At 60.3% G+C, this 26,100-nt stretch carries 23 protein-coding genes and 1 pseudogene; 10 read left to right on the forward strand and 14 right to left on the reverse strand.

Annotated elements, in window-relative coordinates; all coding sequences use genetic code 11:
- The first annotated feature begins 165 nt into the window (after window positions 1–165).
- Window positions 166–573 carry a S4 domain-containing protein gene (locus HBO23_RS20930; protein WP_017135369.1) on the forward strand — a complete coding sequence of 136 codons (408 nt, stop codon included), beginning with the start codon at window positions 166–168 and terminating at the stop codon, window positions 571–573.
- Between the two features lie 76 nt (window positions 574–649).
- Here HBO23_RS20930 and HBO23_RS20935 read toward each other — a convergent pair whose 3' ends face one another.
- Window positions 650–1,453, reverse strand: a complete 804-nt coding sequence (locus HBO23_RS20935) for a phosphatase PAP2 family protein (protein ID WP_017135370.1) — start codon at window positions 1,451–1,453, stop codon at window positions 650–652.
- A gap of 104 nt (window positions 1,454–1,557) precedes the next feature.
- Here HBO23_RS20935 and hslO point away from each other — a divergent pair, with 104 nt between their 5' ends.
- A complete protein-coding gene (gene hslO, locus HBO23_RS20940) occupies window positions 1,558–2,460 on the forward strand; it encodes an Hsp33 family molecular chaperone HslO (RefSeq protein ID WP_017135371.1) in 903 nt (300 codons plus the stop codon).
- A 179-nt stretch (window positions 2,461–2,639) separates the two neighbouring features.
- Window positions 2,640–4,181: a phosphoenolpyruvate carboxykinase gene (locus HBO23_RS20945; protein WP_017135372.1), complete on the forward strand. Its 1,542-nt coding sequence runs from the start codon at window positions 2,640–2,642 to the stop codon at window positions 4,179–4,181.
- Between the two features lie 56 nt (window positions 4,182–4,237).
- Here the strand turns inward: HBO23_RS20945 and HBO23_RS20950 are convergent, their stop codons facing one another.
- The 3 genes from HBO23_RS20950 to HBO23_RS20970 form a co-directional block, all read right to left on the reverse strand.
- Window positions 4,238–5,101, reverse strand: a complete 864-nt coding sequence (locus HBO23_RS20950; RefSeq protein ID WP_236460972.1) for a DMT family transporter — start codon at window positions 5,099–5,101, stop codon at window positions 4,238–4,240.
- 158 nt (window positions 5,102–5,259) lie between these two features.
- Window positions 5,260–5,616, reverse strand: a complete 357-nt coding sequence (locus HBO23_RS20955) for a DUF1493 family protein (protein WP_017135374.1) — start codon at window positions 5,614–5,616, stop codon at window positions 5,260–5,262.
- Window positions 5,617–6,561: 945 nt separating this feature from the next.
- Complete coding sequence (locus HBO23_RS20970) at window positions 6,562–6,783, reverse strand: hypothetical protein (protein ID WP_138453849.1); 222 nt, start codon at window positions 6,781–6,783, stop codon at window positions 6,562–6,564.
- 163 nt (window positions 6,784–6,946) lie between these two features.
- Here HBO23_RS20970 and HBO23_RS20975 point away from each other — a divergent pair, with 163 nt between their 5' ends.
- On the forward strand, window positions 6,947–8,884 hold the full coding sequence (locus HBO23_RS20975) for a RecQ family ATP-dependent DNA helicase (protein WP_170039539.1): 1,938 nt from the start codon (window positions 6,947–6,949) through the stop codon (window positions 8,882–8,884).
- A 23-nt stretch (window positions 8,885–8,907) separates the two neighbouring features.
- Window positions 8,908–9,339: a thioesterase family protein gene (locus HBO23_RS20980; protein ID WP_017135378.1), complete on the forward strand. Its 432-nt coding sequence runs from the start codon at window positions 8,908–8,910 to the stop codon at window positions 9,337–9,339.
- A 157-nt stretch (window positions 9,340–9,496) separates the two neighbouring features.
- On the opposite strand, the gene HBO23_RS20985 is transcribed toward HBO23_RS20980, so the two are convergent.
- From HBO23_RS20985 to fdhD, 3 genes are all read right to left on the reverse strand, one after another.
- Window positions 9,497–9,976, reverse strand: a complete 480-nt coding sequence (locus HBO23_RS20985; RefSeq protein WP_017135379.1) for a YMGG-like glycine zipper-containing protein — start codon at window positions 9,974–9,976, stop codon at window positions 9,497–9,499.
- A gap of 327 nt (window positions 9,977–10,303) precedes the next feature.
- Window positions 10,304–12,652: an FdhF/YdeP family oxidoreductase gene (locus HBO23_RS20990; RefSeq protein ID WP_170039542.1), complete on the reverse strand. Its 2,349-nt coding sequence runs from the start codon at window positions 12,650–12,652 to the stop codon at window positions 10,304–10,306.
- Window positions 12,649–13,488 carry a formate dehydrogenase accessory sulfurtransferase FdhD gene (gene fdhD, locus HBO23_RS20995; RefSeq protein WP_017135381.1) on the reverse strand — a complete coding sequence of 280 codons (840 nt, stop codon included), beginning with the start codon at window positions 13,486–13,488 and terminating at the stop codon, window positions 12,649–12,651. Before fdhD ends, HBO23_RS20990 begins: the two co-directional genes overlap by 4 nt.
- A 234-nt stretch (window positions 13,489–13,722) precedes the next feature.
- Here fdhD and lysM point away from each other — a divergent pair, with 234 nt between their 5' ends.
- Window positions 13,723–14,163: a peptidoglycan-binding protein LysM gene (lysM, locus tag HBO23_RS21000; protein WP_017135382.1), complete on the forward strand. Its 441-nt coding sequence runs from the start codon at window positions 13,723–13,725 to the stop codon at window positions 14,161–14,163.
- A gap of 154 nt (window positions 14,164–14,317) precedes the next feature.
- Here lysM and yrfG read toward each other — a convergent pair whose 3' ends face one another.
- Window positions 14,318–14,980 (reverse strand): GMP/IMP nucleotidase, encoded by a 663-nt coding sequence (gene yrfG / locus HBO23_RS21005; RefSeq protein ID WP_170039544.1) that lies wholly within the window; start codon window positions 14,978–14,980, stop codon window positions 14,318–14,320.
- Between the two features lie 87 nt (window positions 14,981–15,067).
- Here yrfG and nudE point away from each other — a divergent pair, with 87 nt between their 5' ends.
- Together nudE and cysQ are read left to right on the forward strand one after the other, a co-directional pair.
- Window positions 15,068–15,634: an ADP compounds hydrolase NudE gene (gene nudE, locus HBO23_RS21010; RefSeq protein WP_017135384.1), complete on the forward strand. Its 567-nt coding sequence runs from the start codon at window positions 15,068–15,070 to the stop codon at window positions 15,632–15,634.
- Window positions 15,631–16,467 (forward strand): 3'(2'),5'-bisphosphate nucleotidase CysQ, encoded by an 837-nt coding sequence (cysQ, locus tag HBO23_RS21015; RefSeq protein WP_017135385.1) that lies wholly within the window; start codon window positions 15,631–15,633, stop codon window positions 16,465–16,467. Before nudE ends, cysQ begins: the two co-directional genes overlap by 4 nt.
- Before the next feature lie 129 nt (window positions 16,468–16,596).
- On the opposite strand, the gene HBO23_RS21020 is transcribed toward cysQ, so the two are convergent.
- The 5 genes and pseudogenes from HBO23_RS21020 to rfbB all read right to left on the reverse strand — a co-directional run bounded on the left by HBO23_RS21020 (window position 16,597) and on the right by rfbB (window position 21,691).
- On the reverse strand, window positions 16,597–17,052 hold the full coding sequence (locus HBO23_RS21020; protein ID WP_017135386.1) for a thioesterase domain-containing protein: 456 nt from the start codon (window positions 17,050–17,052) through the stop codon (window positions 16,597–16,599).
- A 17-nt stretch (window positions 17,053–17,069) separates the two neighbouring features.
- Complete coding sequence (locus HBO23_RS21025; protein ID WP_017135387.1) at window positions 17,070–18,455, reverse strand: sigma-54 dependent transcriptional regulator; 1,386 nt, start codon at window positions 18,453–18,455, stop codon at window positions 17,070–17,072.
- Entirely contained in the window at window positions 18,452–20,260 is a 1,809-nt protein-coding gene (locus tag HBO23_RS21030; RefSeq protein ID WP_017135388.1) for an ATP-binding protein, read from the reverse strand. The genes HBO23_RS21025 and HBO23_RS21030 overlap by 4 nt, the downstream gene beginning before the upstream one ends.
- A 65-nt stretch (window positions 20,261–20,325) precedes the next feature.
- Window positions 20,326–20,520, reverse strand: a pseudogene (locus HBO23_RS21035) (dTDP-4-dehydrorhamnose 3,5-epimerase family protein); the annotation flags it as partial.
- 88 nt (window positions 20,521–20,608) lie between these two features.
- Entirely contained in the window at window positions 20,609–21,691 is a 1,083-nt protein-coding gene (rfbB, locus tag HBO23_RS21040; RefSeq protein WP_017135390.1) for a dTDP-glucose 4,6-dehydratase, read from the reverse strand.
- Window positions 21,692–22,056: 365 nt separating this feature from the next.
- Between rfbB and aguA the strand changes: the two genes are divergently transcribed.
- The gene (aguA, locus tag HBO23_RS21045; RefSeq protein ID WP_170039546.1) at window positions 22,057–23,163 is read left to right on the forward strand and encodes an agmatine deiminase; all 1,107 of its coding nucleotides are present in this window, start codon (window positions 22,057–22,059) and stop codon (window positions 23,161–23,163) included.
- 234 nt (window positions 23,164–23,397) lie between these two features.
- Entirely contained in the window at window positions 23,398–23,616 is a 219-nt protein-coding gene (locus HBO23_RS21050; protein ID WP_017135392.1) for a hypothetical protein, read from the forward strand.
- Window positions 23,617–23,925: 309 nt separating this feature from the next.
- Here the strand turns inward: HBO23_RS21050 and HBO23_RS21055 are convergent, their stop codons facing one another.
- Window positions 23,926–26,013 (reverse strand): TonB-dependent siderophore receptor, encoded by a 2,088-nt coding sequence (locus HBO23_RS21055; protein ID WP_170039548.1) that lies wholly within the window; start codon window positions 26,011–26,013, stop codon window positions 23,926–23,928.
- Window positions 26,014–26,100 lie beyond the last annotated feature (87 nt).

Here is a 26,100-nt window from a genome sequence, read left to right on the forward strand (position 1 = left end):
CCGGCAAATGGCGACAGATATCGCTCCGGCGTTGGTAATCAGTGGGTGGAATGCAAAGTCCCGCAGAAAACCGGGTGTCTGGCGTATCTTAGGTGAGGCTTGGGATTTATGCGTTGAAGGGGTTCAACGGTAAAGTTGCGACATTTTTCAGAGCGAGGAATTCAAGTGGCTCAAAAGCAGGAAGAGGAAGAAAAGGTCCGTTTGGACAAGTGGTTGTGGGCGGCGCGTTTTTATAAAACCCGTGCCCTGGCCAAGGCGGCCATCGAGAGCGGCAAGGTGCACCATCGCGGCGAGCGCTGCAAGCCGGGCAAGGAACCGCGCGTCGGAGACGAGCTGCAGATTCGTACAGGTTTTGACGAAAAGACTGTGGTGGTGCAGGCACTGTCTGTAGTGCGTCGTGGCGCGCCTGAGGCGCAGGCGCTGTATGCCGAAACCGAAGCCAGCATCGCAAAACGCGAAAATGCGGCGGCTATGCGTAAGGCTGGCGCAACCGGCATGACCACCGACGGCAAGCCGAGCAAGAAGCAGCGGCGTGATCTGTTCAAGTTTCGCGGCAGCGGCAATGATGATTGATGACACGGATCTTCCTTCAAAAGGAGATCAAAAATGTGGGAGCTGGCAAGCCAGCTCCCACATTAGGGCTGCGGTGTTACGCGGCTATGCGCATGACACTCAACCGCCCGATGACTGGCAGCTTCCCGAGCAACCCGAAAACCGGCGCCGTCACCCGTATCAGCAACCCCGACACCTTTGCCGCAAACGGCGTGTAATACCCCCACCCCAGTGCCAGCAACGCCAGCAGCACTCCGCCGATGTAGTCGTCCTGGCCCCAATGTGCGCCCGCCACCAGCCGCGGCATCATGAACAACAATGCCAAGCCCCAGATCACCACTACTTGGGTGAAACGCTGGGCAAACACCGTCATGAACATGCCCCAGATCAGCAGCACCGACGCATGATCGCCCGGGAAGCTCTGGCTGGAACGATCCTTCAGCTCCCAGGTTTTCTCCAGGCCCGGGAAATAATCGCTCATATGAATCGCGCCGCTGATCACCATCGACGGGCTGTTGTGCTGCCAGCCCATTTGCGCCGTGAGCTTGGAAAACAGCATGCGGATAAACAGCAACAGCAGCAGAATGCTGAGGAAGCCGAAGAATGCCTGTCGCACCTGGATGGCCTTGAACACCCAGTCGCCGCGAATCAGCAGTGCCAGCAAAATCACCCCAACCACGGCATCAAACGGTCGCAAACTGGCCACCGCCCACACATGCAACCATGTCGAATTGCTTGCCAATGGGTCATTAAGCAGATGAAACAGCCATTCGTCGAAAACCACACACAGCATCTGTCCCGTGGGCCACAGCCAAAAACACAGCAGCCCGATAGCGACTAGATTGCAAAAGGCCCACCCCCGGAGGTTCCACCTGGCTTGGAACAAACCCGGATTGTTCATAAACTGTCCCTCTTCGCTCTGTAAAAACGCACCAAAAAGGTGCCAAAGCGTTTAATTCTATAAACCTTGTAACCAATTTGTCATCAATTCAGATACCCAGACCTATGACTGATCTACCGGATACCGACTTCACCCAACGCTTCATCTTCGATGAGAACGACGCCCGCGGCGAACTGGTCTCGCTGGAGCGCAGCTATGCCGAAGTCCTTGCCAAGCACCCCTATCCGGAGCCGGTTGCGCAGCTGCTCGGTGAGCTGATGGCGGCGGCCTCGCTGCTGGTAGGCACCATGAAGTTCGATGGTTTGCTGATCTTGCAGGCCCGTTCCGAAGGCCCGGTGCCGATGTTGATGATCGAGTGCTCGAGCGAGCGCGAAATCCGTGGCCTGGCCCGTTACGAAGCGGACCAGATCGCCCCGGACGCGACCTTGTCAGACCTGATGGCCAATGGCGTGCTGGCGATCACCGTCGACCCGACCGAAGGCCAGCGTTACCAGGGCATCGTCGACCTCGACGGCGAAACCCTATCGGACTGCTTTACCAACTATTTCGTGATGTCCCAGCAGGTCGGCACCAAATTCTGGCTCAACGCTGACGGCAAGCGCGCCCGTGGCCTGCTGCTTCAGCAATTGCCGGCTGACCGCATCAAGGACGACGATGAGCGTACCGACAGCTGGCGCAAACTGACCGCCCTGGCCGGCACCCTGACGGCTGAAGAACTGCTGGGCCTGGATAACGAAACCATCCTGCATCGCCTTTACCACGAAGAGGCCGTGCGCCTGTTCGACGCCCAGGGCCTGCGCTTCCGTTGCAGTTGTTCACGTGAGCGCTCGGCCAACGCCTTGGTTAGCCTGGGCCTTGAAGATGCGCAGCAATTGGTGGTGGAACATGGCGGCAATATCGAGATCGACTGCCAATTCTGCAACCAGCGCTACCTGTTCGATGCGGCCGATGTAGCCCAATTATTCGCCGGCGCAGGCATCGACACCCCCTCCGACACCCGCCACTAAAACGTTTAAGCACAGGTAAATCACCTGACAAACGCCGGATTAGCGCAGTTCTGACGGGAGGACCCTACTCTTTTTGGGCTTTTCTGGCATAATCCGGCCCACTTTTTTCGCGGTAGTAGTGCGCAACTTTCTACTACAAAACGTTTGGAGCACTCGGCCATAGGCCGACGGGGAACCTCATGACGCAAGCCAATAACGCCGTATACACCGATCTGAGTGTTGACGATCTGGTCAAAGAAGCCCTGCAGCGCGGTGAAGGCGTGCTTGCCGATACTGGCGCGCTGGTCGTAGAAACCGGTCACCGCACCGGTCGTTCGCCGGTTGACCGTTTCATCGTTGAAGAGCCTTCCACCCAGGACGCAATTGCCTGGGGCCCGATCAACCGCAAGTTCCCGGCCGACAAGTTCGATGCCCTGTGGGCTCGCGTCGAGGCATTCAACAACGCGCAAGAGCATTTCGTTTCCCATGTTCACGTAGGGGCTGCAGAAGACCACTACCTGGCCGTGAAAATGACCACCCAGACTGCCTGGCAGAACCTGTTCGGTCGTTGCCTGTTCATCAACCCGGCCCAGTACAACCCAGCCGGCCGTGATGAGTGGCAAGTGCTTAACGTCGCCAACTTCGAATGCGTGCCAGAGCGTGACGGCACCAACTCCGATGGTTGCGTGATCCTCAATTTCGCACAGAAAAAAGTGCTGATCGCCGGCATGCGTTACGCCGGTGAAATGAAAAAAGCCATGTTCTCGGTGCAGAACTTCCTGCTGCCGGCCGCCGACGTGCTGCCAATGCACTGCGCCGCCAACATCGGCGAAGCCGGCGACGTGACTCTGTTCTTCGGTCTGTCGGGCACCGGTAAAACCACCCTGTCGGCTGACGAAAGCCGTTACCTGATCGGTGACGATGAACACGGCTGGGGCGAAGGCGTGGTGTTCAACATCGAAGGCGGTTGCTATGCCAAGTGCATCGACCTCTCCGAGAAGAACGAGCCGGTAATCTGGAAAGCCATCAAGCACGGCACCGTGCTTGAAAACGTGGTGATCGACGATGCCAAGCACGCCGACTACACCAACGTCAGCCTGACCCAGAACAGCCGCGCCGCCTACCCGCTGGAGCACGTTGCCAAGCGTTCCGAGAAGAACCTGGGCGGCGAGCCAAACGCTGTGATCTTCCTGACCTGCGACCTGACCGGCGTACTGCCGCCCGTCTCGATCCTCAGCGAAGAACAAGCGGCCTACCACTTCCTGTCCGGCTACACCGCTTTGGTGGGCTCGACCGAAATGGGTTCGGGCAGCGGCATCAAGTCGACCTTCTCCACCTGCTTCGGCGCGCCGTTCTTCCCACGCCCAGCCGGTGAGTATGCAGAACTGCTGATCAAGCGTGTGCGCGGCTTCGGCTCCAAGGTTTACCTGGTCAACACCGGCTGGACCGGCGGCGGCTACGGCGTCGGCAAGCGCTTCAACATCCCGACCACTCGCGGCGTGATCGCAGCGATCCAGAGCGGCGCGTTGATCGGTGCACAAACCGAACACCTCGACACCATCAACCTCGACGTGCCTTTGGCCGTACCGGGCGTTGATACCGGCCTGTTGAACCCGCGTAACACCTGGGCTGACAAGGCTGCCTACGACGAAGCGGCGAAAGCGCTGGCTGGTCTGTTCATCGAGAACTTCAAGAAGTTTGAAGTGAGCGATGCGATCAAGGCGGCCGGGCCTAAGTTGTAAGGTTCGGTTGTTGTGAAAAAGCCGCCCTCCGGGGCGGCTTTTTTGTGGGCGACAGGTTAGATGGCGATATGCAAAACCACGGCGCCGACCAGCACTAATGCAACGCCCAGCACCTGCACCGCCGACAACCGCTCCTTGAAAAACACATACCCCAGAATCGCCGCAATCCCGCCGGACAATGTACTGATCACCGTCACCACCGAAACCGAGCCCGCCATCGCGCCCCAGGAAAACGCCGAGAACCCGCCGAGGTTCATCAGGCTCGCACCGGTCAAGGTTGCGCAGTTTTTCAACGGCGGGATCTTCAGGCCGTCCTTGATCTTCAGCACCATCACCACCAGCACGCACAGGCCCACCAGGTAACCCAGCCACAACATGGTGATCGGCCCCAGCGCCGGCAGCGTGTAGCGACCTTGCAACCAGAAGCTGGTGCCGTACAGCAAGGCGGCGAGCATGGCGTAGGCGATGGACTGGCGCGGGTTGTTGTGGGGCGTGCCGTTGTCCTTGTGGATGCTGGACAGGATCACGCCGATTACGCACAGGCCGATGCAGCCGAGTTGGATCAGGTTGATGTGTTCGCCACTGGCCCAGGACAGCAGGGTGGTCACTACGCCGTAAGACGTTACCAAAGGCGCAACGATGGCGGCTTTGCCCAGGGCGAAGGCCTTGGACAGCGCCAGCGCGCCGGAGACGGTGAGCAGGGCGGCGGTGATGCCCAGGAGCCAGACGCTCAATGGGGCATTCAGAGATTTGAACAGGAAGGCCGGGAAGATCACCAGCAACAGCGTCATGATCAAAAAGCCAAGGGCTTGGCCGAAATACACCGCGCGTTTAACGCCCACGGCTCGGGCGTTGAGGCCCACGAGAAAGTCCGTGCCGCCCCAGAGCAGGGCGGCCAGCAGGCCCATTATTACGTCCATGTAAGGTCCTTGTTGTTGTGTCAGCAACTTCAGTGTGGGAGCCGGGCTTGTCGAATCGTCGCACCGCCGCGATGCAGGCGACTCGGTCTGTCAGTAATACCGAGGTGATGCCATCGCAGGCAAGCCAGCTCCCACACCGGTATTCGGTGGTCTTGGGATCAGCTCAAGTTTTCCAGGGTTTGCGTATCCCAACTATGGGTCTTGATCGCCAGGTAGAGCATGCCGATGGTCAGCGGCACCTTATCGCCCCGGCCCTTGGCGCGGCGCTTGAGGAACACATCGAACACCGGCGGTTTGAAGTAACGATAAGCATCGTAGTCGCCCAAGTCGAGGGCAAACTCTTGCTCCATCGCTTCCATCAATTGCTTGGCCTCGGCGCCGTCGCAGCCGAGCTCGAGGTTGATCGAGGTTTCGAGGCGCAGGGTCTTGTGCTTCGGCAGGCCGATTTCTTCGTGCAACAGTTGCAGAAGCTGCTGCATCACGGGGTCTTCGGGGAAGTTGGGGGCCAGGTTCATGGTGGGGGCACGCAGGAGTGGGTGAGGGGGAGGGTTGCGTTGGCGGCGGAATTTGTTTCGGGTGAAAAAGAGACGGATGCCAATGATAAAGGCGAATGTCGGAAGACTGTCGAATTGTAATTCGCTCAGCCAGGAAGTGGCGACGATTAGAAGCATTGGTCCGGTGAGGATGAGGGCCAGTCCGAACCATTTTCTGAGCTCGGGATGCTTCAACTTACTATCGAGCAGGACAGTAAGGGCAATAAGAATGAGGAGCGAGCCCCAAGAGCTGTAGTCGACCATCGTTGAGTCCTTTCGATGTTCACGGTTTTTGCCGGGACAGTTGAGAGGTCACTAGTTTCGGTCATGTGAAGGGAGGTTATGTAGAGGGCTTGGCAGGTGTTTTGATCAGTTTGGGAAGAGGACTACACGGTGTTTGTCTGCTTCCCACAAAGCTTTCCGGAATTTTCGGTTTGACAGTGATTTTTTGGCAACACCCAGCCAATGTGGGAGCCGGGCTTGCCCGCGATGGCGGTGTGTCAGGCAATATTTCCCTGCCTGACACACCGCCATCGCGGGCAAGCCCGACTCCCACAGGTTTCCTGATCGTTCCCCCGCTCCTGCGTGGGAACGCCTCCCGTGACGCTCTGCGTCACCAATGCCCAAGCTTAAAGCCGTGCGCGGAGGTGGGACGCGGAGCGTCCCGGGCGGCATTCCCACGCAGAGCGTGCGGAACGATCAGTCAGGACGGGGTCATATTGATAGCGACGGAGCGAACCTTAGAAGTCAGCGTAATTTCGAGCAATAAACGTATGGTTTAACCACTTAGATCGTTCCCACGCTCCTGCGTGGGAATGCCGCCCGTGACGCTCTGCGTCACCAATGCCCAAGCTTAAAGCCGTGCGCGGAGGTGGGACGCGGAGCGTCCCAGGCGGCATTCCCACGCAGAGCGTGAGGAACGATCAGTCAGGACGGGGTCATGGGACGGTCGTCGACAGACTGCATGGGGATCAACTGGGCATAGAGGGTGGATGCCTTGACGATAGGCAGTGCATTTGCGGAGAAGTATTCGGGCGTTTCAAAGGCATGCACGGCCAGTTGCTCGGAGGTGGGTTTCGGCGGCGTTGCACAGCCCATCAGCAGCAAGGGCATTGCGAGGAGCAAAGAAAACGGTGGCATGCGAGACATTCACGACTCCTTGTCGGGGCTTGTAATCAAGCGTGCTACTGTCTGCATTTTTGCGCGGTCTTGCTGGTTTTCTCTGTATCAGTTTGTAGCGTTTATCCCCGACCTTTTACTGATCGCTGGTCTATGTTTTTGACTCGTTCAGCGGTCAATGGAGTGACAGCTTATGCACAACACCCTCCAACAGGTCTTTGGTTACCCACAGTTTCGTTTGGGCCAGGAGGCCGCGATCAGCGCGGTGCTGGCCGGTCGTTCGGCTGCCGCTATTTTCCCCACTGGTTCCGGCAAGTCTTTGTGTTATCAGCTGTCGGCGGTGCTGTTGCCGCACCTGACGCTGGTGGTGTCGCCGCTGTTGGCGCTGATGCAGGACCAGTTGGGTTTCCTGCAACGCCATGGCATTTGTGCTGGCAGTATCGATTCGGCGCAGAGCCGTGAAGATGCCAATGAGGTGATGGCCCGCGCGCGTTCGGGTGAGTTGAAGATTTTGATGATTTCCGTGGAGCGCTTAAAGAACGAGCGCTTCCGTAACTTCCTGCAAAGCGTACAGATTTCCTTGTTGGTGGTGGATGAGGCGCACTGTATTTCCGAATGGGGCCACAACTTCCGCCCGGACTATCTGAAGCTGCCGGACTACCAGCGCCAGTTCAATATCCCACAAGCGCTGCTGCTGACGGCTACAGCCACGCCCAAGGTGATTGCCGACATGCAGGCCAAGTTCGCCATTGCGCCGGATGATGTGATCACCACGGGCTTCTACCGGCCCAATCTCAACTTGTTGGTAGAGCCGGTGAGCGGCCACGACAAACGCCGGCGCTTGGTCGAGTGGATGAGCGCGCGGGCCAATCAGCCGAGCATCGTTTACGTCACGTTGCAAAAAACCGCCGAGCAGATTGCCGAACACCTGAACCGCAATGGCATCCAGGCCGAGGCGTATCACGCCGGGTTGCCCCACGATAAACGCGAAGGTATCCAACAGCGTTTCATGGGCGGGCGCTCCAATTGCATTGTTGCCACCATCGCGTTCGGCATGGGCATCGACAAGAGTGATATTCGCAACGTGGTGCACTTCGACCTGCCCAAGTCTATCGAGAACTACAGCCAGGAAATCGGCCGCGCCGGGCGTGATGGACAGCCGTCCGATTGCCTGGTGCTGGCCAACCGCGACAGCCTCAATGTGCTGGAAAACTTTGTGTATGGCGATACGCCGGAGCAGGAGGGCATTCGCCGTGTACTGGAGGAGTTGCAGGCGGCGCGAAGCGAGGGCCAGTGGGAGTTCCTGCTGAGGTCGCTGTCGGACCACAGCAACATCCGCGAGCTGCCGCTCAAGACGCTGCTGGTGCAGTTGGAGCTCAAGGGTGTGATCGCACCGCGTTATGCGTTTTACGCCGAATACCGCTTCAAATACCTGATCGAGCCCGAGGCGTTGCTGGCGCGGTTTTCCGGCGAGCGGCAGCAGTTTGTCGCGGCGATCATCCAGGTATGTAAACGCGCCAAAACCTGGGCGACGGTGGATTTCGATGCGCTGTACCAACAGCACAATGCCGAGCGCAGCCGGGTGGTGAAGGCGCTGGACTACTTCCAGGAACAGGGCCTGATTGAGCTGGAAAGCAAGCAGATGACCGAGGTCTACAGCCTGCTCGATACCGACTTTGATCCACGGGTGCTGAGCGCCGAGTTATACACAGGCTTCAAGCACCATGAAGTGACGGAAGTGGCGCGGATCCACGCCATGCTCGAGCTTTTTGCTACCGAGCATTGCCTGGGGCAGCGTCTGGCCAAGTACTTTGGTGATGAAAATGCCCCTCAACGCTGCGGGCATTGTTCGGTATGCCACGGCCACGTCGCACATTTGCCGCCGCCGCCGAGTTTGCCGCCACTTGTGGATAAAAACTTCATGGGGCTGTGCGGTGATTTTATCCACAGGCATCATGAACACACCACGAACCTGCCAGAAGCGGAACGGCTGGCGCGGTTTCTCGGCGGTATCAGCGTGCCGCTGTTTACCAAGCTGAAGGCGCGGGGCATACCGGGTTTTGCTGCGCTGGAGGACTACCCATACGCCGAGGTGCGTGAGTGGGCGCAAGCCCACCTGAATGATCTGTAAACCCACTTTCCAGAGAACCGCCCATGCCTGACTCAATGCCGCAACGCGCCGACTACCGTCACTTCCAGCCGATCATCACGCGTTGGCACGACAACGATGTGTATGGCCATGTGAACAACGTCACTTATTACAGCTTTTTCGACACGGCGGTGAATACCTACCTGATTGAAGAAGGTGGGCTGGATATTCATGACGGTGAGGTGGTGGGGTTTGTGGTGAGTTCGGCGTGCGATTATTTCGCCTCGATCGCGTTTCCGGATCGCCTGGATATCGGCCTGCGGGTTGGAAAGCTTGGTAACAGCTCGGTGCAATATGAGTTGGCGGTGTTCAAGGCCGGCGAGGACGAAGCCAGTGCGGCGGGGCGCTTTGTGCATGTGTTTGTGGATCGGGCATCGAACCAGCCGGTGGCAATTGCGGGGAAGTTGCGCGAGGCGTTGGAGCGGTTGGTGGTATGAGACCCTTTTTCATGCAATGAAAATCAAATGTGGGAGCTGGCTTGCCTGCGATAGCGGTGGGTCAGGACGCACATCTAACCCTGACCCACCGCTATCGCAGCGATGCGGCGACCCGACAAGCCAGCTCCCACAGGGGGCCAGCTGTGTTCTTTAGAACTTACCGATGACGGTAGTGATGCTTGTTCTTGCGATGCCCATAGGCATGCCCGCGTCCACGGTGGTCATCTCGATCGTAACGACGGTTGTCACGCCCGCGGTAGCGGCGGTCGTCGTCATCGCTCTTGTTGCCCATGTAGTTGCCCAGCGCGCCACCTGCACCACCGCCGGCTGCTGAGCCGACCAGTGCGCCGGTGCTGCCGCCCATGCTGCGGCCCACGACGTTGCCGCCGGCTGCGCCCAGTGCGCCACCAATGGCGGCTTCGCCACGGCTGCGTCTATCGGCACCCACCGCACTGCCGCCTGCGCCACCCAAGGCTGCGCCGATGGTGGAACCTGTGTTGCCGCCCAACTGCTGGCCGACAACCGAACCTAGAACCCCGCCCAATGCGCCGCCCACACCGGCTTCGGTGGTGCCACCGGCCATGGCTGCGCCACTGACCAGGCCAAGGGACAACAAGAGAATCGAGGAGAACTTCATAGAGAGACCTCAAGAGGATGACGGCGCGATCCTGAGGTTGTATCGAGGCGCTGACAATCGAAAACCGACCGGCGGTAGAGGTTGTATACAATTCGCTAAGTTGCTGTTTTGTATAGGGAACTTAAGTCGATTTTGTGAGTCTTTAGCTACTTCGGAAGGGCCGCTTTTATGCAAAAGCGGCCTTTTTTTGTGCCTGAGTAAAACTGCCGGCATTGTTCTCTTGTGGCGAGGGAGCAAGCTCGCGCTGGGTTGCGCAGCGACCCCAACATTATTACGGTCGCTACGCACCCGAGCGGGAGCAAGCTCCCTCGCCACGATGGGCTCTGCTTAGGCTGAACGGGCCATGATCAAGCCACTGTCGCTCGCCGCTTCCAGGCAAATCGCGACGAACTTCGACGTCGGCGTATGGCTGCCATCCCCGGTGCTTTCCAGCGGCACCAGCGGGTTCACTTCCGGGTAGTACGCCGCCGCCTGGCCCGCCGGAATATCAAACGCCAGCAAGGTAAAGCCCTTCACGCGGCGCTCGCGGCCATCTTCCCACAGCGACACAATGTCAGCCTTCTGACCCGGCTTGAAGCCCAGGCGGATGATGTCCGCTTCGTTGACGAACAGCACGTCACGCTGGCCTTTGACCCCACGGTAGCGGTCGTCCAGGCCATAAATGGTGGTGTTGTACTGATCGTGGGAACGCATCGATTGCATGATCAGGTCCGGCACCCGCCCTGTGGCGTGGGTGCGTTCGTGGATCAGGTCTTTGGGCAGCACGTTCGGGCGGAAATTAGCGCGGCCCGACGGCGTGTTCCAGCGGCGTGCACCGGCGGAGTTGCCCAGGTAGAAACCGCCTGGGTGTTTGATGCGTTCGTTGAAGTCCTTGAAGCCTGGGATGGTATCGGCGATCAAGTCGCGGATGCGCCCGTAGTCGGCCACCAGCCAGTTCCAGTCCACCGGCTTGCTGCCCAACGTGGCGGCGGCGATCCCGGCCAGAATCGCCGGCTCGGACTTCATCAGCTTCGACAGCGGCTGCAACTGGCCATTGGAGCCGTGCACCATGCTGAACGAGTCTTCCACTGTCACGGCTTGCGGGCCGTCGGCCTGGATATCGATGTCGGTACGGCCCAGGCACGGCAGGATCAGCGCGTCTTTGCCGTGCATCAGGTGGCTGCGGTTGAGTTTGGTGCTGATCTGCACGGTCAGGTCGCAACTGCGCAGGGCTTCAAAGGTGCGCGGGCTGTCTGGCGTGGCTTGGGCGAAGTTGCCGCCCAGGCCGATAAACACCTTGGAACGGCCTTCGAGCATGGCGTGGATCGCTTCGACCACGTTGTGGCCATTGGTACGCGGCACCTGGAACTGGAAGCGGCGCTCCAGCGAATCCAAAAACGCCACCGGCGGGCGTTCGTTGATGCCCATGGTGCGGTCGCCCTGCACGTTACTGTGGCCGCGCACCGGGCACAGCCCAGCGCCTGGGCGGCCGATGTTGCCGCGCAGCAGCATCAGGTTGGCGATTTCCTGGATGGTCGGCACCGAATGGCGATGCTGGGTAATGCCCATCGCCCAGCACATGATCACGTTTTTGCCTTTGGCGTACATGCGCGCCGCTTGCTCGATCTCGACCAGGGTGAGGCCGGACTGCGCGACGATTTCATCCCATGGGGTGTCGTCGATCTGGCCCAGGTACTCCAGCACGTTGACGCTGTGTTCATTGAGGAAGTCGTGGTCGAACACCGCCTCTTTGCCTTCGGCCTGGGCCTGGCGTTCCCACAGCAGCAGGAACTTGGCCATGCCGCGCAGGATGGCCATGTCGCCACCCAGTGCCGGGCGGAAGTACGCGGTGTTGGTCGGTTTGTCGCCGTTGGTGAGCATTTCCAGCGGGTGTTGCGGGTGCTGGAAGCGTTCCAGGCCACGCTCTTTGAGCGGGTTGATGCACACCACCTGGGCGCCACGTTTTACCGCTTCGCGCAGCGGCTCAAGCATGCGCGGGTGGTTGGTGCCGGGGTTCTGGCCCCAGACGAAAATCGCATCGGCATGTTCGAAGTCATCAAAGGTCACGGTGCCTTTGCCTACGCCCACGCTTTGCGCCAGGGCGACGCCGCTGGCTTCGTGGCACATGTTCGAGCAGTCCGGGAAATTGTTGGTGCCGTAGGCACGCACAAACAGCTGGTACAGGTACGCCGCTTCGTTGCTGGCTCGGCCCGAGGTGTAGAACTCGGCCATGTCCGGGCTTGGCAGGGCGTTGAGGTGCTTGCCGATCAGGTCAAAGGCGGCGTCCCAGCTGATGGCTTTATAGCGATCGGTCTCGGCGTCGTAGCGCATCGGCTCGGTCAGGCGGCCCTGGTATTCCAGCCAGTAGTCACTCTGCTCCAGCAGTGCAGTCACGCTGTGCTTGGCGAAGAAGGCCGCGTCCACACGGCGCTTGGTGGCTTCCCAGTTGACCGCCTTGGCGCCGTTCTCGCAGAACTTGACCATGCCGCTTTCCGGCGAGTCGCCCCAGGCGCAGCCAGGGCAGTCGAAACCGCCGTTCTGGTTGGTCTTGAGCATCATGCGCAGGTTTTTCATGGCGTTGTCGCTGGTCAGCCAGGCCTGCGCCACGCTGATCAGTGCGCCCCAGCCGCCGGCCGGGCCTTTGTAAGGCTTGTAGCGCGGAGTCGGGGTTTGGTCGGCTTGGTGATGCAGGCTCATGGCTGGTTCTCCATCGCAGGGCTGTAGACCCGCGGCGCACTTTTCTGCGGCAGGTGGATGAGATTGAGGTTGTGCCGGCGCGCCCATTGCAGGGCCAGGCCGGTGGGCGACGACAGGCTGACCAGGGTCTGGATGCCTGCGCGCAAGACTTTCTGGATCAATTCGAGGCTGCAGCGGCTGGTGACAATGGCCAGGCCGCCGTCGGTCGGAATTTTTTGGCGGATCAGCGCGCCGATCAATTTATCCAGGGCGTTATGTCGGCCGATGTCTTCGCGGCCCATCAGCAACTCGCCCTGGTTATTCATAAAGATCGCCGCATGCACCGCGCCGCTGTACTGGCCCAGGGGCTGAAATGCGCTGATGCGTTGGCGCAGGCCGTCGAGCCATTCGGCGGGCGGCAAGGGCGCACCGGGCAGCACTTGCAGGTCCGGCAAGGCTTGTTCTACGGCCTCTACGCCGCACAGGCCGCAGCCGCTGGTGCCGGCCAACTGGCGGCGTTGCTGCTTGAGGTTCCAGAAGGCGCGGCTGGAAATCTGTACGTGAGCGTATTGGGCAGATCCCGTGCCGCTGAGTTTTAGATCATAAATATCGCTAACGTCGGCGATAATGCCGCTGCCGATGCTGAAGCCGACGATAAAGTCTTCCAAGTCGGTGGGCGTCACCAGCATCACCGCCTGGCTGATGTCGTTGTAGGCAATCGCCAACGCCACTTCTTCGGCCAATGCAGTGCTGGCAATTTCAGTGTGTTCCAGATTGCAAAACTGGTAGCTCTGGCTGGCGGCCGGCGCGGGCGTTTCGAGGGCAGGCGCCGCGCAGACTGGGCGCTTGGCGTTCATGGGGCAGTACCACCGAGGGAATGATCAATGTTTAGACTAGGCGCGACAAAGGGTCGCGTCTAATCGGCTGTACTGATCTATTGATAGATGGCGTCGATCAAGGCGCGTGTTGCGGGCTTATTCCTGCCAGCGCGCAGGCTAGCGTGTTTGGGTCTTTGGCGTGCCTGGAACCCAAGGCTGCAGGACTGGTCTAGTCTTGGGCATCTGGAACTTAAACCCCAAGGAGAGCGCACCATGAGTATTTTTAGCTTTGTTAAGGAAGCAGGCGAGAAGTTGATTGACCTGTTGACGCCGGGTAATGCCAATGCTGGCGAAGAGTTGAAAAAGCATATCGAAGCGGTAGGGCTGGGTAACCCGAACGTTCACGCCACCGTAGACGGTGACAAGGTGACGATCACCGGTGAAGTTGCCAGTCAGGAAGAGAAAGAAAAAATCCTTCTGGCGGCGGGTAATATCGCCGGTGTTGCCAGCGTGGATGACCAGATTACTGTGTCCGGCCCCGCGGTCACGGCCGCTCGTTTTGTTGTGGTGAAGAAAGGCGACACCCTCAGCGCGATTTCCCTGGCGGTGTACGGCAATGCCAACCAGTACAACAAAATCTTCGAGGCCAACAAGCCGCTGCTTAAAGATGTAAACAAAATTTACCCAGGCCAGACACTGCGTATTCCTGAGTAATACACAGGCATAACTGTGGGAGCAGGTATATGTGGGAGCTGGCTTGCCTGCGATAGCATCACCTCGGTATCACTGATACACCGAGGTGCCTGCATCGCGGGCAAGCCCAGCTCCCACACTGGCCAGCTCCCACATTCACATTCCCACATTTACATTAGAGCCCGGCAATCAGATCTCGGTAATCATCGACTGCCGCAAACTCCCCTGTGTCCTTTGGCCCTTTCTTACTGTCCGGCTCTTTGACCGCCAGCAAATGCCCCACGCCAAACTCGCGCGCACTGCGCAGGATCGGCAAGGTGTCATCAATAAACAGGCTGCGGGCCGGGTCGAACTGGATGTCGGCTTGCAACGCATCCCAGAATTGCCGGTGTTCCTTGGCGAAACCGTAGTCGTGGGAACTGATCAACCGCTCGAAATACGGCGCCAGTTCAATGCGCTCCAACTTCAATGACAGCGAATCACGATGGGCGTTGGTGATCAAAATCACACGCTTGCCGGCCTGTTTGATCGCCGCCAGAAAGGTGTCCGCGTCCGGGCGCAGGGCGATCAGGTGGGCGGTTTCCAGTTTGAGTTCGCGCACCGGAATGTTCAGCTCGGCACTCCAGAAATCCAGGCAATACCATTGCAACCGTCCGGCGTTACGCTCGAACAGCGGCTGCAACTCCATGTCGGCCATGGCCCGGCTCACCCCGTGCAAATCGGCGTAACGCTGGGGCAGGTGCTCCATCCAGAAGTGGTTGTCGAAGTGCAGGTCGAGCAAGGTGCCGTCCATGTCCAGCAGGACGGTGTCGATGGCGTGCCAGGGCAAAGAGGGCATGGGGCGTTCTCATGTAAGTAAAGATATCCGACACAGACAATCGGAAAAGCCACGGTATAGTAACCCGATCACGCCAAGGAGCCGCTTATGCGCCAGAAACCCACCGTCCTCGCCCGCGAAATAGTCGCCAGTAGCCGTTTGTTCCGCGTGGAGGAAGTGCAATTGCGCTTTTCCAATGGCGTTGAACGGACCTACGAGCGCCTGGTAGGCCGCGGTGCCGGTTACGGCGCGGTGATGATCGTGGCGATGATCGATGCCGACCACGCGTTGCTGGTGGAAGAGTACTGCGGCGGTACCGACGAATATGAATTGTCGTTGCCCAAGGGCCTGATCGAACCTGGCGAGGACGTACTGGCGGCGGCCAACCGCGAGCTCAAGGAGGAGGCCGGTTATGGCGCGCGCCAGTTGGAGCACATTACCGAACTGTCCTTGTCGCCTGGCTATATGAGCCAGAAAATCCAGGTGGTGCTGGCCACCGAGCTGTATGAAGAGCGCCTGGAAGGCGATGAACCTGAGCCCATGCGTGTGGAGCGCGTCAACCTGCGCGAGCTGTCGATGCTGGCGCAAAACGAGCAGTTCAGTGAAGGCCGTGCATTGGCGGCCCTGTATTTGGTACGAGACCTGTTGACCCAGCGTGGAGCTTTTGTCGCATGAGCGAACTGTTTTTAGGCCATCCGTTTATTGCCCCTGTGATCGAGCTGGCACGCCAGGCAGGTGAAGTCATCCTGCCGTATTGGCGTGCGGACGTAGCGGTCACCGCCAAGGCGGATGATTCACCGGTGACGGCGGCCGACCTGGCGGCTCACCATCTGATCCTGGCGGGCCTTACCGCTCTGGACCCGAGCATCCCGGTGCTGTCCGAAGAAGACGCCGATATCGACCAGAACGTGCGCGCCGGCTGGCAGCGCTGGTGGTTGGTGGACCCGCTGGATGGCACCAAGGAGTTTATTTCCGGCAGCGAAGAATTTACCGTCAACATTGCGTTGATCGAGCAAGGCCGCGTGGTGTTTGGCGTGGTGTCGATGCCCACCAGTGGCCGTTGCTACTTCGGTGGCGCGGGCCTGGGCGCGTGGCGCTCGGACGTGAGTGAGGCGCCCAAGCAGATCCAGGTACGCCAGACCCCGGCGGCCGGCGAGGCGTTTACCGTGGTAGCCAGCCGCCGCCATAGCAGCCCGGAACAGGAACGCCTGCTCAGTGGCTTGAGCGAAGGTTTGGGTGAGCTGAAATTGGCGAATATTGGCAGCTCGCTGAAGTTCTGCCTGTTGGCCGAAGGCAGTGCCGATTGCTATCCGCGTCTGGCGCCGACGTCGCAGTGGGACACGGCCGCAGCCCAGGGTGTGCTGGAAGGGGCGGGTGGTGAAGTGTTGGAGTTGAGTGGCGCGCCGTTCAGCTATCCGGCGCGGGCTTCGTTGTTAAACCCGTTCTTTCTGGCGTTGCCGGCCAAGGCAGCGTGGCGCGAGCGCCTGCTGACCCTGGCCCGTTCTTAAGGCCACAACAGGTCAAAATGTGGGAGCTGGCTTGCCTGCGATAGCGGTGTATCAGTCGATAGTTGATTCGACTGACACTGCCTCATCGCAGGCAAGCCAGCTCCCACAGTTGGTTTTGTGTTGTGACGGTTAGCGGTGCAGGACGTATTGGCCAGTGAAGGCTACAGCCCGCTCCTCACTGCCCTCATTCACAATCCACGTCTCCAACGCCAACCGCGCCCGGCCATAGCGTTTGTATGTCGCCACAAAGCGCTTCCACACCTTGTCTTCCGGCGCCGCGCAAATAGCGATCGCATCCTGAGTCACTGGCAGTGGATAACTGATCTGCCCTTCCTGAATCACGATATGCCCGTCTTCGACACCTTCTTCGCGCAGTTTCAGGTGCAGCCAACCCCAACCCGCCAATACGGCGCCGCAATAGAGGCTGCCGCCAAACATGGTGCTCTTGTGGTTGATATTGGCCTGTAAGGGCAGGTGCAGCTGCAATTGGCTGTGTTGCCAGCCGAGCACCTTGAGGCCCATTTCCCGGGTGAGGGGGATGTCGTGGTGAAGGATCGATTCCAGGTAGCGGCTGTCGCGGTTCATGGCGGTCTCTTGGCGGGTCATTCGTCGTCGGCGCTGTGGCTGGCGCTGTCGGCGAAGTTCAGGCCGTGCTTGCGCAGTTTGTCGTGCAGGGTTTTGCGCGGGATGCCCAGGGCTTCGGCGAGGCTGCGCACCGAGCTGTGGGGGCGGGTCAGCTCGGCGGCGATCAGGCTTTTTTCGAACTGCTCGACCTGATCGCTCAAACCGCCAGAGGTTGACGTCAGCACGCCCGCGGCGGGGTTGTCCGCCGTGGCGTCCAGTGCCAGTTCGAGCCCAAGGGCAAAGCGCTCGGCTGCATTTTGCAGTTCGCGCACATTGCCCGGCCAGCTGTGGCGCAACAGCAGGGCACGTTGGCCCGGTTGCAGCTCGTGCAACGGCAGGCCGTGGCGACTGCTGGCTTCGTCGGCAAAATGCTGGAACAACATCAGTGCGTCTTCACCGCGCTCGCGCAGTGGCGGAATGCGCAGCGGCGCGACGTTGAGACGGTAGTACAAGTCGGCCCTGAAGCGTCCCTGGTCGGCGGACTGGCGCAGGTCTTCCTTGGTGGCGGCGATGATGCGGATATCCAGCGGGATCAGCTGATTGCCACCCAAACGCTCGACCACTCGCTCCTGCAACAAACGCAGCAATTTGACCTGCACATCCAGGCTCATGCTTTCGATTTCATCGAGGAACAGCGTGCCGCCATTGGCGAACTCGAACTTGCCGATGCGGCGTTTCTGCGCGCCGGTAAAGGCGCCCGGCTCATGGCCGAACAGTTCGCTTTCGACCACCGATTCTGCCAGGGCGCCGGCGTTGATCGCCACAAAAGGCCCACTGCGGCGGCTCGACAGGTCATGGAGGGCGCGGGCCACCACTTCTTTGCCGGCGCCGGTTTCGCCGAGGATCAACACATCGGCGCGGGTTGCCGCCAGGGCGCCGATCTGCTCGCGCAAGCGCAGCATCTGCGGCGAATGCCCGACCAGGCGCGTGCTCAGTTGCTGGCGATCACTGAGGGCCAGGCGCAGGCTGCGGTTATCCAGCACCAGGCGGCGCAGGGCCAACGCGCGGCGCACACTGTCGAGCAGGGCATCACTGGCGAACGGTTTTTCGAGGAAGTCATAGGCCCCGGCGCGCATGGCTTGCACCGCCAGCGGCACATCGCCGTGGCCGGTTATCAGCAGCACCGGCAAGTCCGGGTCCTGGCCGTGCAGTTCAGCCAGCAGCTCCAGGCCGTCCATGCCGGGCATGCGGATATCGCTGACCACCACGCCCGGCCAATCGCGGGACAGGCGCGCCGTGAGGCCCGTGGCTTCGCCCAGAGTCAGGACTTTCAGCCCGGCCAGGTCCAGGGTCTGGCACAGAGCCTGACGCAAGTGTGGATCGTCGTCGATCAACACCACCTGGATCTGGTTATCGATACTCATACACTGCGGTCCTCGGACGGTTGCAGACTCACGCCCGGCGAGCCGGCACGCAATTTCAGGGTTAACAGTGCGCCACCTTCCTTGTGGTTGGCGAACAACAATTCGCCGCCAAAGGCACGCATCAAGGTGTCACAGATCGCCAGGCCCAACCCCAAACCCTGGGTGCGGGTCTTGGTGGTGTAGAACGGCTCGCTGGCGCGGCCCAGGGCTTCCATGCAAAAACCTGGGCCGTTGTCGCGAATGTACAGGTTGACGCCCTGTTCGGTGGTTTGGGCACTCAGCCACAGTTTGCGCGGCGGGCCTTTTTCGGTGAGGGCGTCGAGGGCGTTGGCCAGCAGGTTGCCGAGCACCTGGCGCAGGCGGGTTTCGCCGGCTTGCACCCACAAGGTCGCCTCGGGCAAGTCGCGGATCAACTCGACTTCCATCGAGCGCCGCCGTTTGGCCAGCAACGCCAGGGCATCGTCGAGTGCCGGTTGCAGGGCTACGCTTTCCGGGGCGTGGCGGTCGCGGCGGGCGAAGGCGCGCAAGTGCGCGATGATCGAGGCCATGCGCCCGGTCAGTTCGCTGATCAGCTTGAGATTGCCACGGGCGTCGTTGGTACGTTCGTGGTCGAGCAGGATCTCGGCGTTTTCCGCGTAGCTACGGATCGCCGCCAGCGGCTGGTTGAGTTCGTGGCTGATACTCGCCGACATGGTGCCCAGCGCCGACAGCTTGCCGGCCTGCACCAGGTCATCCTGGGCGCGCACCAGTTCCTGCTGGGCGTGCTCACGCTCCAGCACCTCCTGTTTGAGGCGGCGGTTAAGGCCTTCGAGGTCGCTGGTGCGCTCGATCACACGCGCTTCCAGTTCGCGGCGGGCCTTGGCTTCGAAGGCGATGCGCTCCAGGTAGTGGCGACGGCGCTGCATCATCAAACCCAGCAGCAACATCAGCACCAACAGCGTCGCGCCGCCAACGGCCACTACGGTGCGCACCGGGCGATTGATCAGCGAGCGCGGTGCAAGAATTTCCACGGTCCAGCCGGTCTCGGCGATGGCCGTGGATTGGCGCAGCCATGCCGTGGTGCTCAACGCCAGCGGTTGCGGGTCGCGGGTCGGGTAGGGCTGGATGGCGATGATTGCCTGGCGCTCTTGCGCCGTGAGCGGCCGGGTCGCCCGGAAGCGCCATTGCGGGCGTGAGGTGAGGATGACCACGCCGTTGTGGTCGGTCACCAGCAGTTGCTCGGGGGTTTTGCCCCATAGGCTTTCGGTGTGGTCCAGGTCAACCTTGACCACCAGCACGCCAATTATTTTGGCGCCATCGCGTACAGCGGCGGCGAAGAAGTAGCCGCGTTTGGCCGAGGTGGTGCCCAGGCCGAAAAACCGTCCCAGGCGCCCGGCCATGGCTTCGCTGAAATAGGGCCGGAACGAGAAGTTACGGTCGACAAAACTGTCCTGCTTGTCCCAGTTGGAGGCGGCGAGGGTCTTGCCGGTGGTGTCCATCAGGTACATCACTTCCACCCCGGCCTGGGCGGCAACGTCCTTGAGCAGCAGGTTGGCGTTGGTCAGGTTGGCGCTGACCTGAGGCGCATCCAGCGCGGTGCGCAGGGCCGGCAAGTCACCGAGGATCTGCGGCAGCACTTCATAGCGGTGCAGGGTGCCGAGGAGGTTGGCGACGTACAGGTCGAGGGTCTGACGGTTTTGCCCGGCGAGTTCGCTGCGGTAATAGCGCTCGGCCAGATGCTCCAGCGGCCACAGCAGCGGTGCCAGGCACAACGCCAATAAGGCGAGGCTGCGCCAGCGAGGTCTACGCGGGAGGGGTGGAGTCATGGGAGTCATGCGCCTGTGGGAACAGGCGCATTATGCCTAGGGCCGGCGTGCAAGGCACTCGCCGGTCATGCAAACAGATCGGCGTCTGCCAATGCCTTGCCGTTCTGATCCTTGGCGGACAAGGTCGGTGCGCCCTCAAACTGCCAGTCAATATTGAGTTCCGGGTCGTCCCAGCGAATACAACGCTCTGCCGAAGGCGTGTAGTAATCGGTGGTTTTGTAAAGGAACTCGGCAGAGTCGCTGAGCACCACAAAACCATGGGGTCGAGGATCAATACTTCGGGCAACTCCGTAGCGATCACACTCATCGGTTGCACTCGCCGGGTGGACAGGTCGTGTGATCAAAACCTTATGCGATCAGGTCTTTTGGGTCGGTATTGCCCAGGCGCTCGCCTTGATAGCTGCCGTCCTGGACCCTGCGGCACCAGTCCAGGTTATCGAGGTACCACTGCACGGTTTTGCGCAGGCCGGTTTCAAAGGTTTCTTCCGGAACCCAGCCCAGCTCGTTTTCGATCTTGCTCGCGTCGATCGCGTAGCGCTGGTCGTGGCCTGGGCGGTCTTTGACGAAGGTGATCAGGTCGGTGAACTTCTCCACACCGGCCGGGCGTTGTGGCGCCAGTTCTTCGAGCAGGCCGCAGATGCCGCGTACCACGTCGATGTTCTTTTGCTCGTTGTGACCGCCGATGTTGTAGGTCTCGCCGACCACACCTTCGGTGACCACTTTCAACAAGGCGCGGGCGTGGTCTTCGACGAACAGCCAGTCGCGGACCTGCAGGCCGTCGCCGTAGACCGGCAGTGGCTTGCCGGCGAGGGCGTTGAGGATGACCAGCGGGATCAGTTTCTCGGGGAAGTGGAACGGCCCGTAGTTGTTTGAGCAGTTGGTCAGCAGCACCGGCAAGCCATAGGTGCGCTGCCAGGCGCGGACCAGGTGGTCGGAGGCGGCTTTACTGGCCGAATACGGCGAGCTGGGTGCGTAAGGCGTGGTTTCGGTGAACAAGTCATCCACGCCGTGGAGGTCGCCGTACACTTCGTCGGTGGAAATATGGTGGAAACGGAACGCGCTCTTGGCCGGTTCTTCCAGGGTCTGCCAATAGGCGCGGGTGGCTTCCAGCAGGCTGTAGGTGCCGACGATGTTGGTCTGGATAAAGTCCGAGGGGCCATCAATGGAACGGTCGACGTGCGACTCGGCGGCCAGGTGCATGATGGCCTGCGGCTCAAAGCGCGCCAGCACGGAGCTGACGGCGGCCTGGTCGATGATGTCGGCCTGCACGAACTCATAGCGGCTGTTGGCGGCGATGCTGGTGAGTGACTCCAGGTTGCCGGCGTAGGTGAGTTTGTCCAGGTTGAGCACTTCGTGCTCGGTGTGTTGAATCAAGTGACGAACCAGGGCAGAACCGATGAAGCCGGCGCCGCCGGTGATGAGAATGCGCATTCAGAGAGCCTTTTTTCCAAGACAGACATTAAGCCAGAGCATAGCTTGAGTTACGCGGCGGGGCGGCGCAAGCATACTCGGGTGAAGAAGGGTTGCCTTGATCGCCTGCGCGAGTTGGGTTTCCATGCTGCGGACCGGCGACTACCTCAAAATCCTCAAGATCAAGCCGCCGATGGTGGCGTCTAAACGCAGCGTGGATTTCTTTGTCGACATGTTGTCGAAGGTGCTCGATGAGCAACTATAGGTAGTCGATTGTTATCGACTAAGGCTTGTCATACTTGTCGGCTATGATCTTTTATCACTTCTAAAGCCGATTTTTATCCGTTATAAAGTCGACCTTCACCCCATTCGGAGTCCTGAACGCCATGACCACCCTGCACAGCACACCTCGCGCCGATGGCTTCTACATGCCTGCCGAATGGGCGCCACAAACCCAAACCTGGATGATCTGGCCCGAGCGCCCGGACAACTGGCGCCTGGGCGGCAAGCCGGCGCAGGCGGCCCATGTGGCGGTGGCCAAGGCCATTGCGCGCTTTGAACCGGTGACCGTCGTAGTGTCTGCCGGCCAGTACGAGAACGCCCGTGCGCGCCTGGATGTGCCCAATATCCGCGTGGTGGAAATGTCCAACGACGACGCCTGGGTGCGCGACACCGGCCCGACCTTTGTGATCAATAACAGCGGCGAAGTGCGCGGCGTGAACTGGGATTTCAACGCCTGGGGCGGCTTTGACGGCGGCCTGTATGCGCCGTGGAGCCGCGATTCGCAGGTGGGCGGAAAGATCCTCGAGATCGAACGTGCGCCGCGCTACCGCACCGAAGGCTTCGTGCTGGAAGGCGGTTCGATCCATGTCGACGGCGAAGGCACCGTGATCACCACCGAAGAATGCCTGTTGAACCGCAACCGCAACCCGCATCTGGACCGCGCGGCGATCGAAGCGGTGCTGCGTGACAATTTGGCGGTGGATAAAGTCATCTGGTTGCCGGACGGCCTGTTCAACGACGAAACCGACGGCCATGTGGATAACTTCTGCTGCTACGTGCGCCCCGGCGAAGTGTTGCTGGCCTGGAACGATGACCCGCAAGACCCTAACTACGCGCGCTGCCACGCCGCCATGGCGGTGCTGCAAAGCAGCACGGACGCTAAAGGCCGCCCGTTCACAGTGCATAAAATGCCGATCCCAGGCCCGTTGTACGCCACCGAAGAAGAATGCGCCGGTGTCGATCCGGTAGACGGCTCGCAGGAGCGTAATCCTACTGTGCGCCTGGCGGGTTCCTACGTGAACTTCCTGATCGTTAACGGCGGTATCATCGCGCCAAGCTTCGACGACCCGCTGGACAGCCAGGCCAAAGAGATCCTGCAGAACCTGTTCCCGCAGCACGAAGTGGTGATGGTGCCGGGCCGTGAACTGTTACTGGGCGGCGGCAATATCCATTGCCTGACCCAACAACAGCCTGCACCGCACAAAAACTGAGTGCGGTTGTAACAGCGTTTGAGTGAACGCCGAGCGCTACTTGTTTATAGCGCTTGCAGCAAGCCCGCAGCCTGGCTAGGTTGCGGGCTTTTTTGTGTCCGAATGCCTATAAACACGGGACATTGGCATAGCTCTTGTATCGGTGTTGCCACAGTGTCCCAAGGTGATGACTGCACAGTTCTGTCACAAACCTTGAGTAAGTTAGCCGCTCACGCAGTAGGAGAGAGCGCTGAAATGAATGCCGATATCAACCCGATCTACACGCGCCCGTTCCACCCGACGCGGGTTAGTGGTGATGCGATCCATGCGCTGGCGCTTTGGTTGAAGGCAAACGGCTCGCGACAGGTGAGGCAGCAACAGCCTGATGTGCGCAGTGTCATGAGTGAGCGCTACCCGGCGGGGTTGTTCAGTGAGGATGAGTTGCTGGCGTTGTGCGAACTACTGAAAACCTGAAGAACACCTGAAGAACACCAAGATCAACTGTGGGAGCTGGCTTGCCTGCGATGGCGTTCTGTCAGTCAGCGGCTTTCCAGCAGACACACCGCTTTCGCAGGCAAGCCAGCTCCCACACTGACCGAGTGAAATTTAGAAGTTGTAGGTGCCTGTTGCCCGCAGGCTCGGTGAGCTAGTGCAAAAACTGAAGACCACTGAGATCAATAGTGGGAGCTGGCTTGCCTGCGAAGGCATTCTGTCAGCCAGCGACTTTCCAGCATATACACCGCTTTCGCAGGCAAGCCAGCTCCCACATTGACCGAGTGAAACTTAGAAATTGTAGGTGCCTGTCACTACCAGGCTACGTGGCTCGCCCGGTTGGATCTGCGCTGCGCTGGTGGCCGAGGCGTAGTAGTTTTTGTCCGCGATGTTGTTCAGCGCCGCACGCACGTCCCATTCTTTCTGGCGGAACCCGGCCAGTGCGTCCCAGCGACCATAACCAGGCAGCACCACAGTGTTGAGGTTGTCGGCATAACGGTCGCCCACCAGGGTCAGGCCGGTTTCTGCGTACCAACCCATCTCCGGTTTCCAGGTAATAAACAGGCTGGCGTTACGCTTGGCGACGTCGCTGATGCGTTTGCCTTCAAAGCCGTTGTTGTCCTTCACCACCTTGGCATCCTGCAGGCCAATGCCGCCGCGTACATACCAGTTGCCGACGACTTTGCCGGTGGCGGTCAGCTCCACGCCGCGTGAGCGTTGTTCGCCGGTGAGCAGGGTGATGGTGCGGTCCAGTGGGTCGCTGGTGCGGCGGTTGTAGAGCTCCAGCTCGTACACGGCCAGGGTGGTGCTCAGGCGGTCGTCGAGCCAGTCGCTTTTAACCCCGATTTCCTTTTGCTTGGTCAACTCGGGGCTCAGGTCGTTGACGGCGCCTGCAGCATTGGGGGTGATGCCGATCAAGCCGCCGCCGGCTGGCGAGAAGGTCTTGCTCCATGAGGCATAGAACGAGTGGTGTTCCAGCGGCGTCCAGACCAGGCCGATGCGCGGGCTGGTGCTGTGGCTGTCGACCGCCTGCTGGGTGTTGAGCAGCTTGCTGGTGGTGTCCACTTCAAAGTGGTCGTAACGCAGGCCGGCCAGCACTTGCCATTGATCGTTGAGGCGCAATTGGTCCTGCACGTAAAGGGCGCGGCTTTCGACTTCGGTGTGGTTGTTGCTGGAAACACTCATGCGCCCGGTGTGGCTCAAGTGGCGGTCGGGCTGGTTGAGGTCCAGGCTCGGCACGGCCTGGCCGCCACGGTTGGTGGCGGTGGCGCTGTACAACTTTGGATCACGGCGCTGGCTGCCCAGCTCCAGGCCGGTGAGCAGACGGTGCTCCAGGCCGAAAGTGTCGAACCCGCCTTCCAGCTCAAGGTTGTTGAACACGTTGCGGGTGTTCAGGTCTTGTTGCCAGCGCTGGCGCGAGACTTTGTTGGTTTTTGGGTCGTAGCCGACCTGGTAGGTGTTGTCGAAATCGCTGTCGAGCTTGAACACGCCGAGGGTGTGGCGCAGCTGCCAGTTGGCGTTGAGTTCATAAGCCAGCTTGGAGCGCAGGGACTGGGATTTATCGTCGATGTAATCGCGACTATCGAAGTAGGTCGTGATGCGGCTCACATCGGCCGGGCGGCCGTTGACCCCGGGAATGCCACGGTCCGGCGTGCGGTTGTAACGGCTGTATTCGTATTGCACCAGCCAGTTCAGGTCCGGCGTCAGTTGCCAGCTCATCGACGGCGCGAACAACTGGCGATTGCCGCTCACACCGTCGCGAAAGCTGTTGTTGTCCTGGTTGCCCATGTTCAGGCGCAGGCTGATGTTATCCGTTGGGTCGGTGCTGAGGTCGGCATACAGGCTGCGCAGATCCTGGCTGCCACCTTGGGCTTCGATGCTGGAGGTGTGGCCCGCCTGGGGCAGTTTGCTTACGCGGTTGACGATCCCGCCCTGGCCGCCGCGCCCGTACAGCACGGCGGCCGGGCCTTTGAGCACTTCGATGCGCTCGATGTTATGCAGGTCGCGCACGTACTGGCTGTCGTCGCGGATGCCGTCCAGGTAGAAGTCATTGCTCGCGTCAAAACCCCGGATACGCAGGCTGTCGAAGCGTGTATCGGCGCCGCTGCTGACGTTGGGAATGCCGCTTAACGCCTGCCCCAGGTCGTTGGTGCCGTAGGAACGCAGGCTTTCGGTTTTAACCGAGTCGATGGCCTGGGGCACGTAACGCACCGAGGTGGCTGTGCGGGTGGCGGTGTTGGTCTCCTTGACGCGCGGGTCGTCTTCGTCGGCTTCGGCGCTCACCGACGTTTCGGGCAAGACCGTGGCGGCACAGGCGAAACCGGCAGACAGCAAAACAGAAAGCCCAAAAGTGATGGGCGTCAGGCGAGAGGCAGGCATGGGGAATAAATCCAAAAGTGTTGGAAAAAGGAAAGTGCGCGAATGGTAATGCTTTGCATTTGCGCAGGTTATCTATTCCCAAACATA

The organism is Pseudomonas sp. WS 5532, from assembly GCF_012985445.1.
GTDB classification, from domain to species: Bacteria; Pseudomonadota; Gammaproteobacteria; order Pseudomonadales; family Pseudomonadaceae; genus Aquipseudomonas; species Aquipseudomonas edaphica.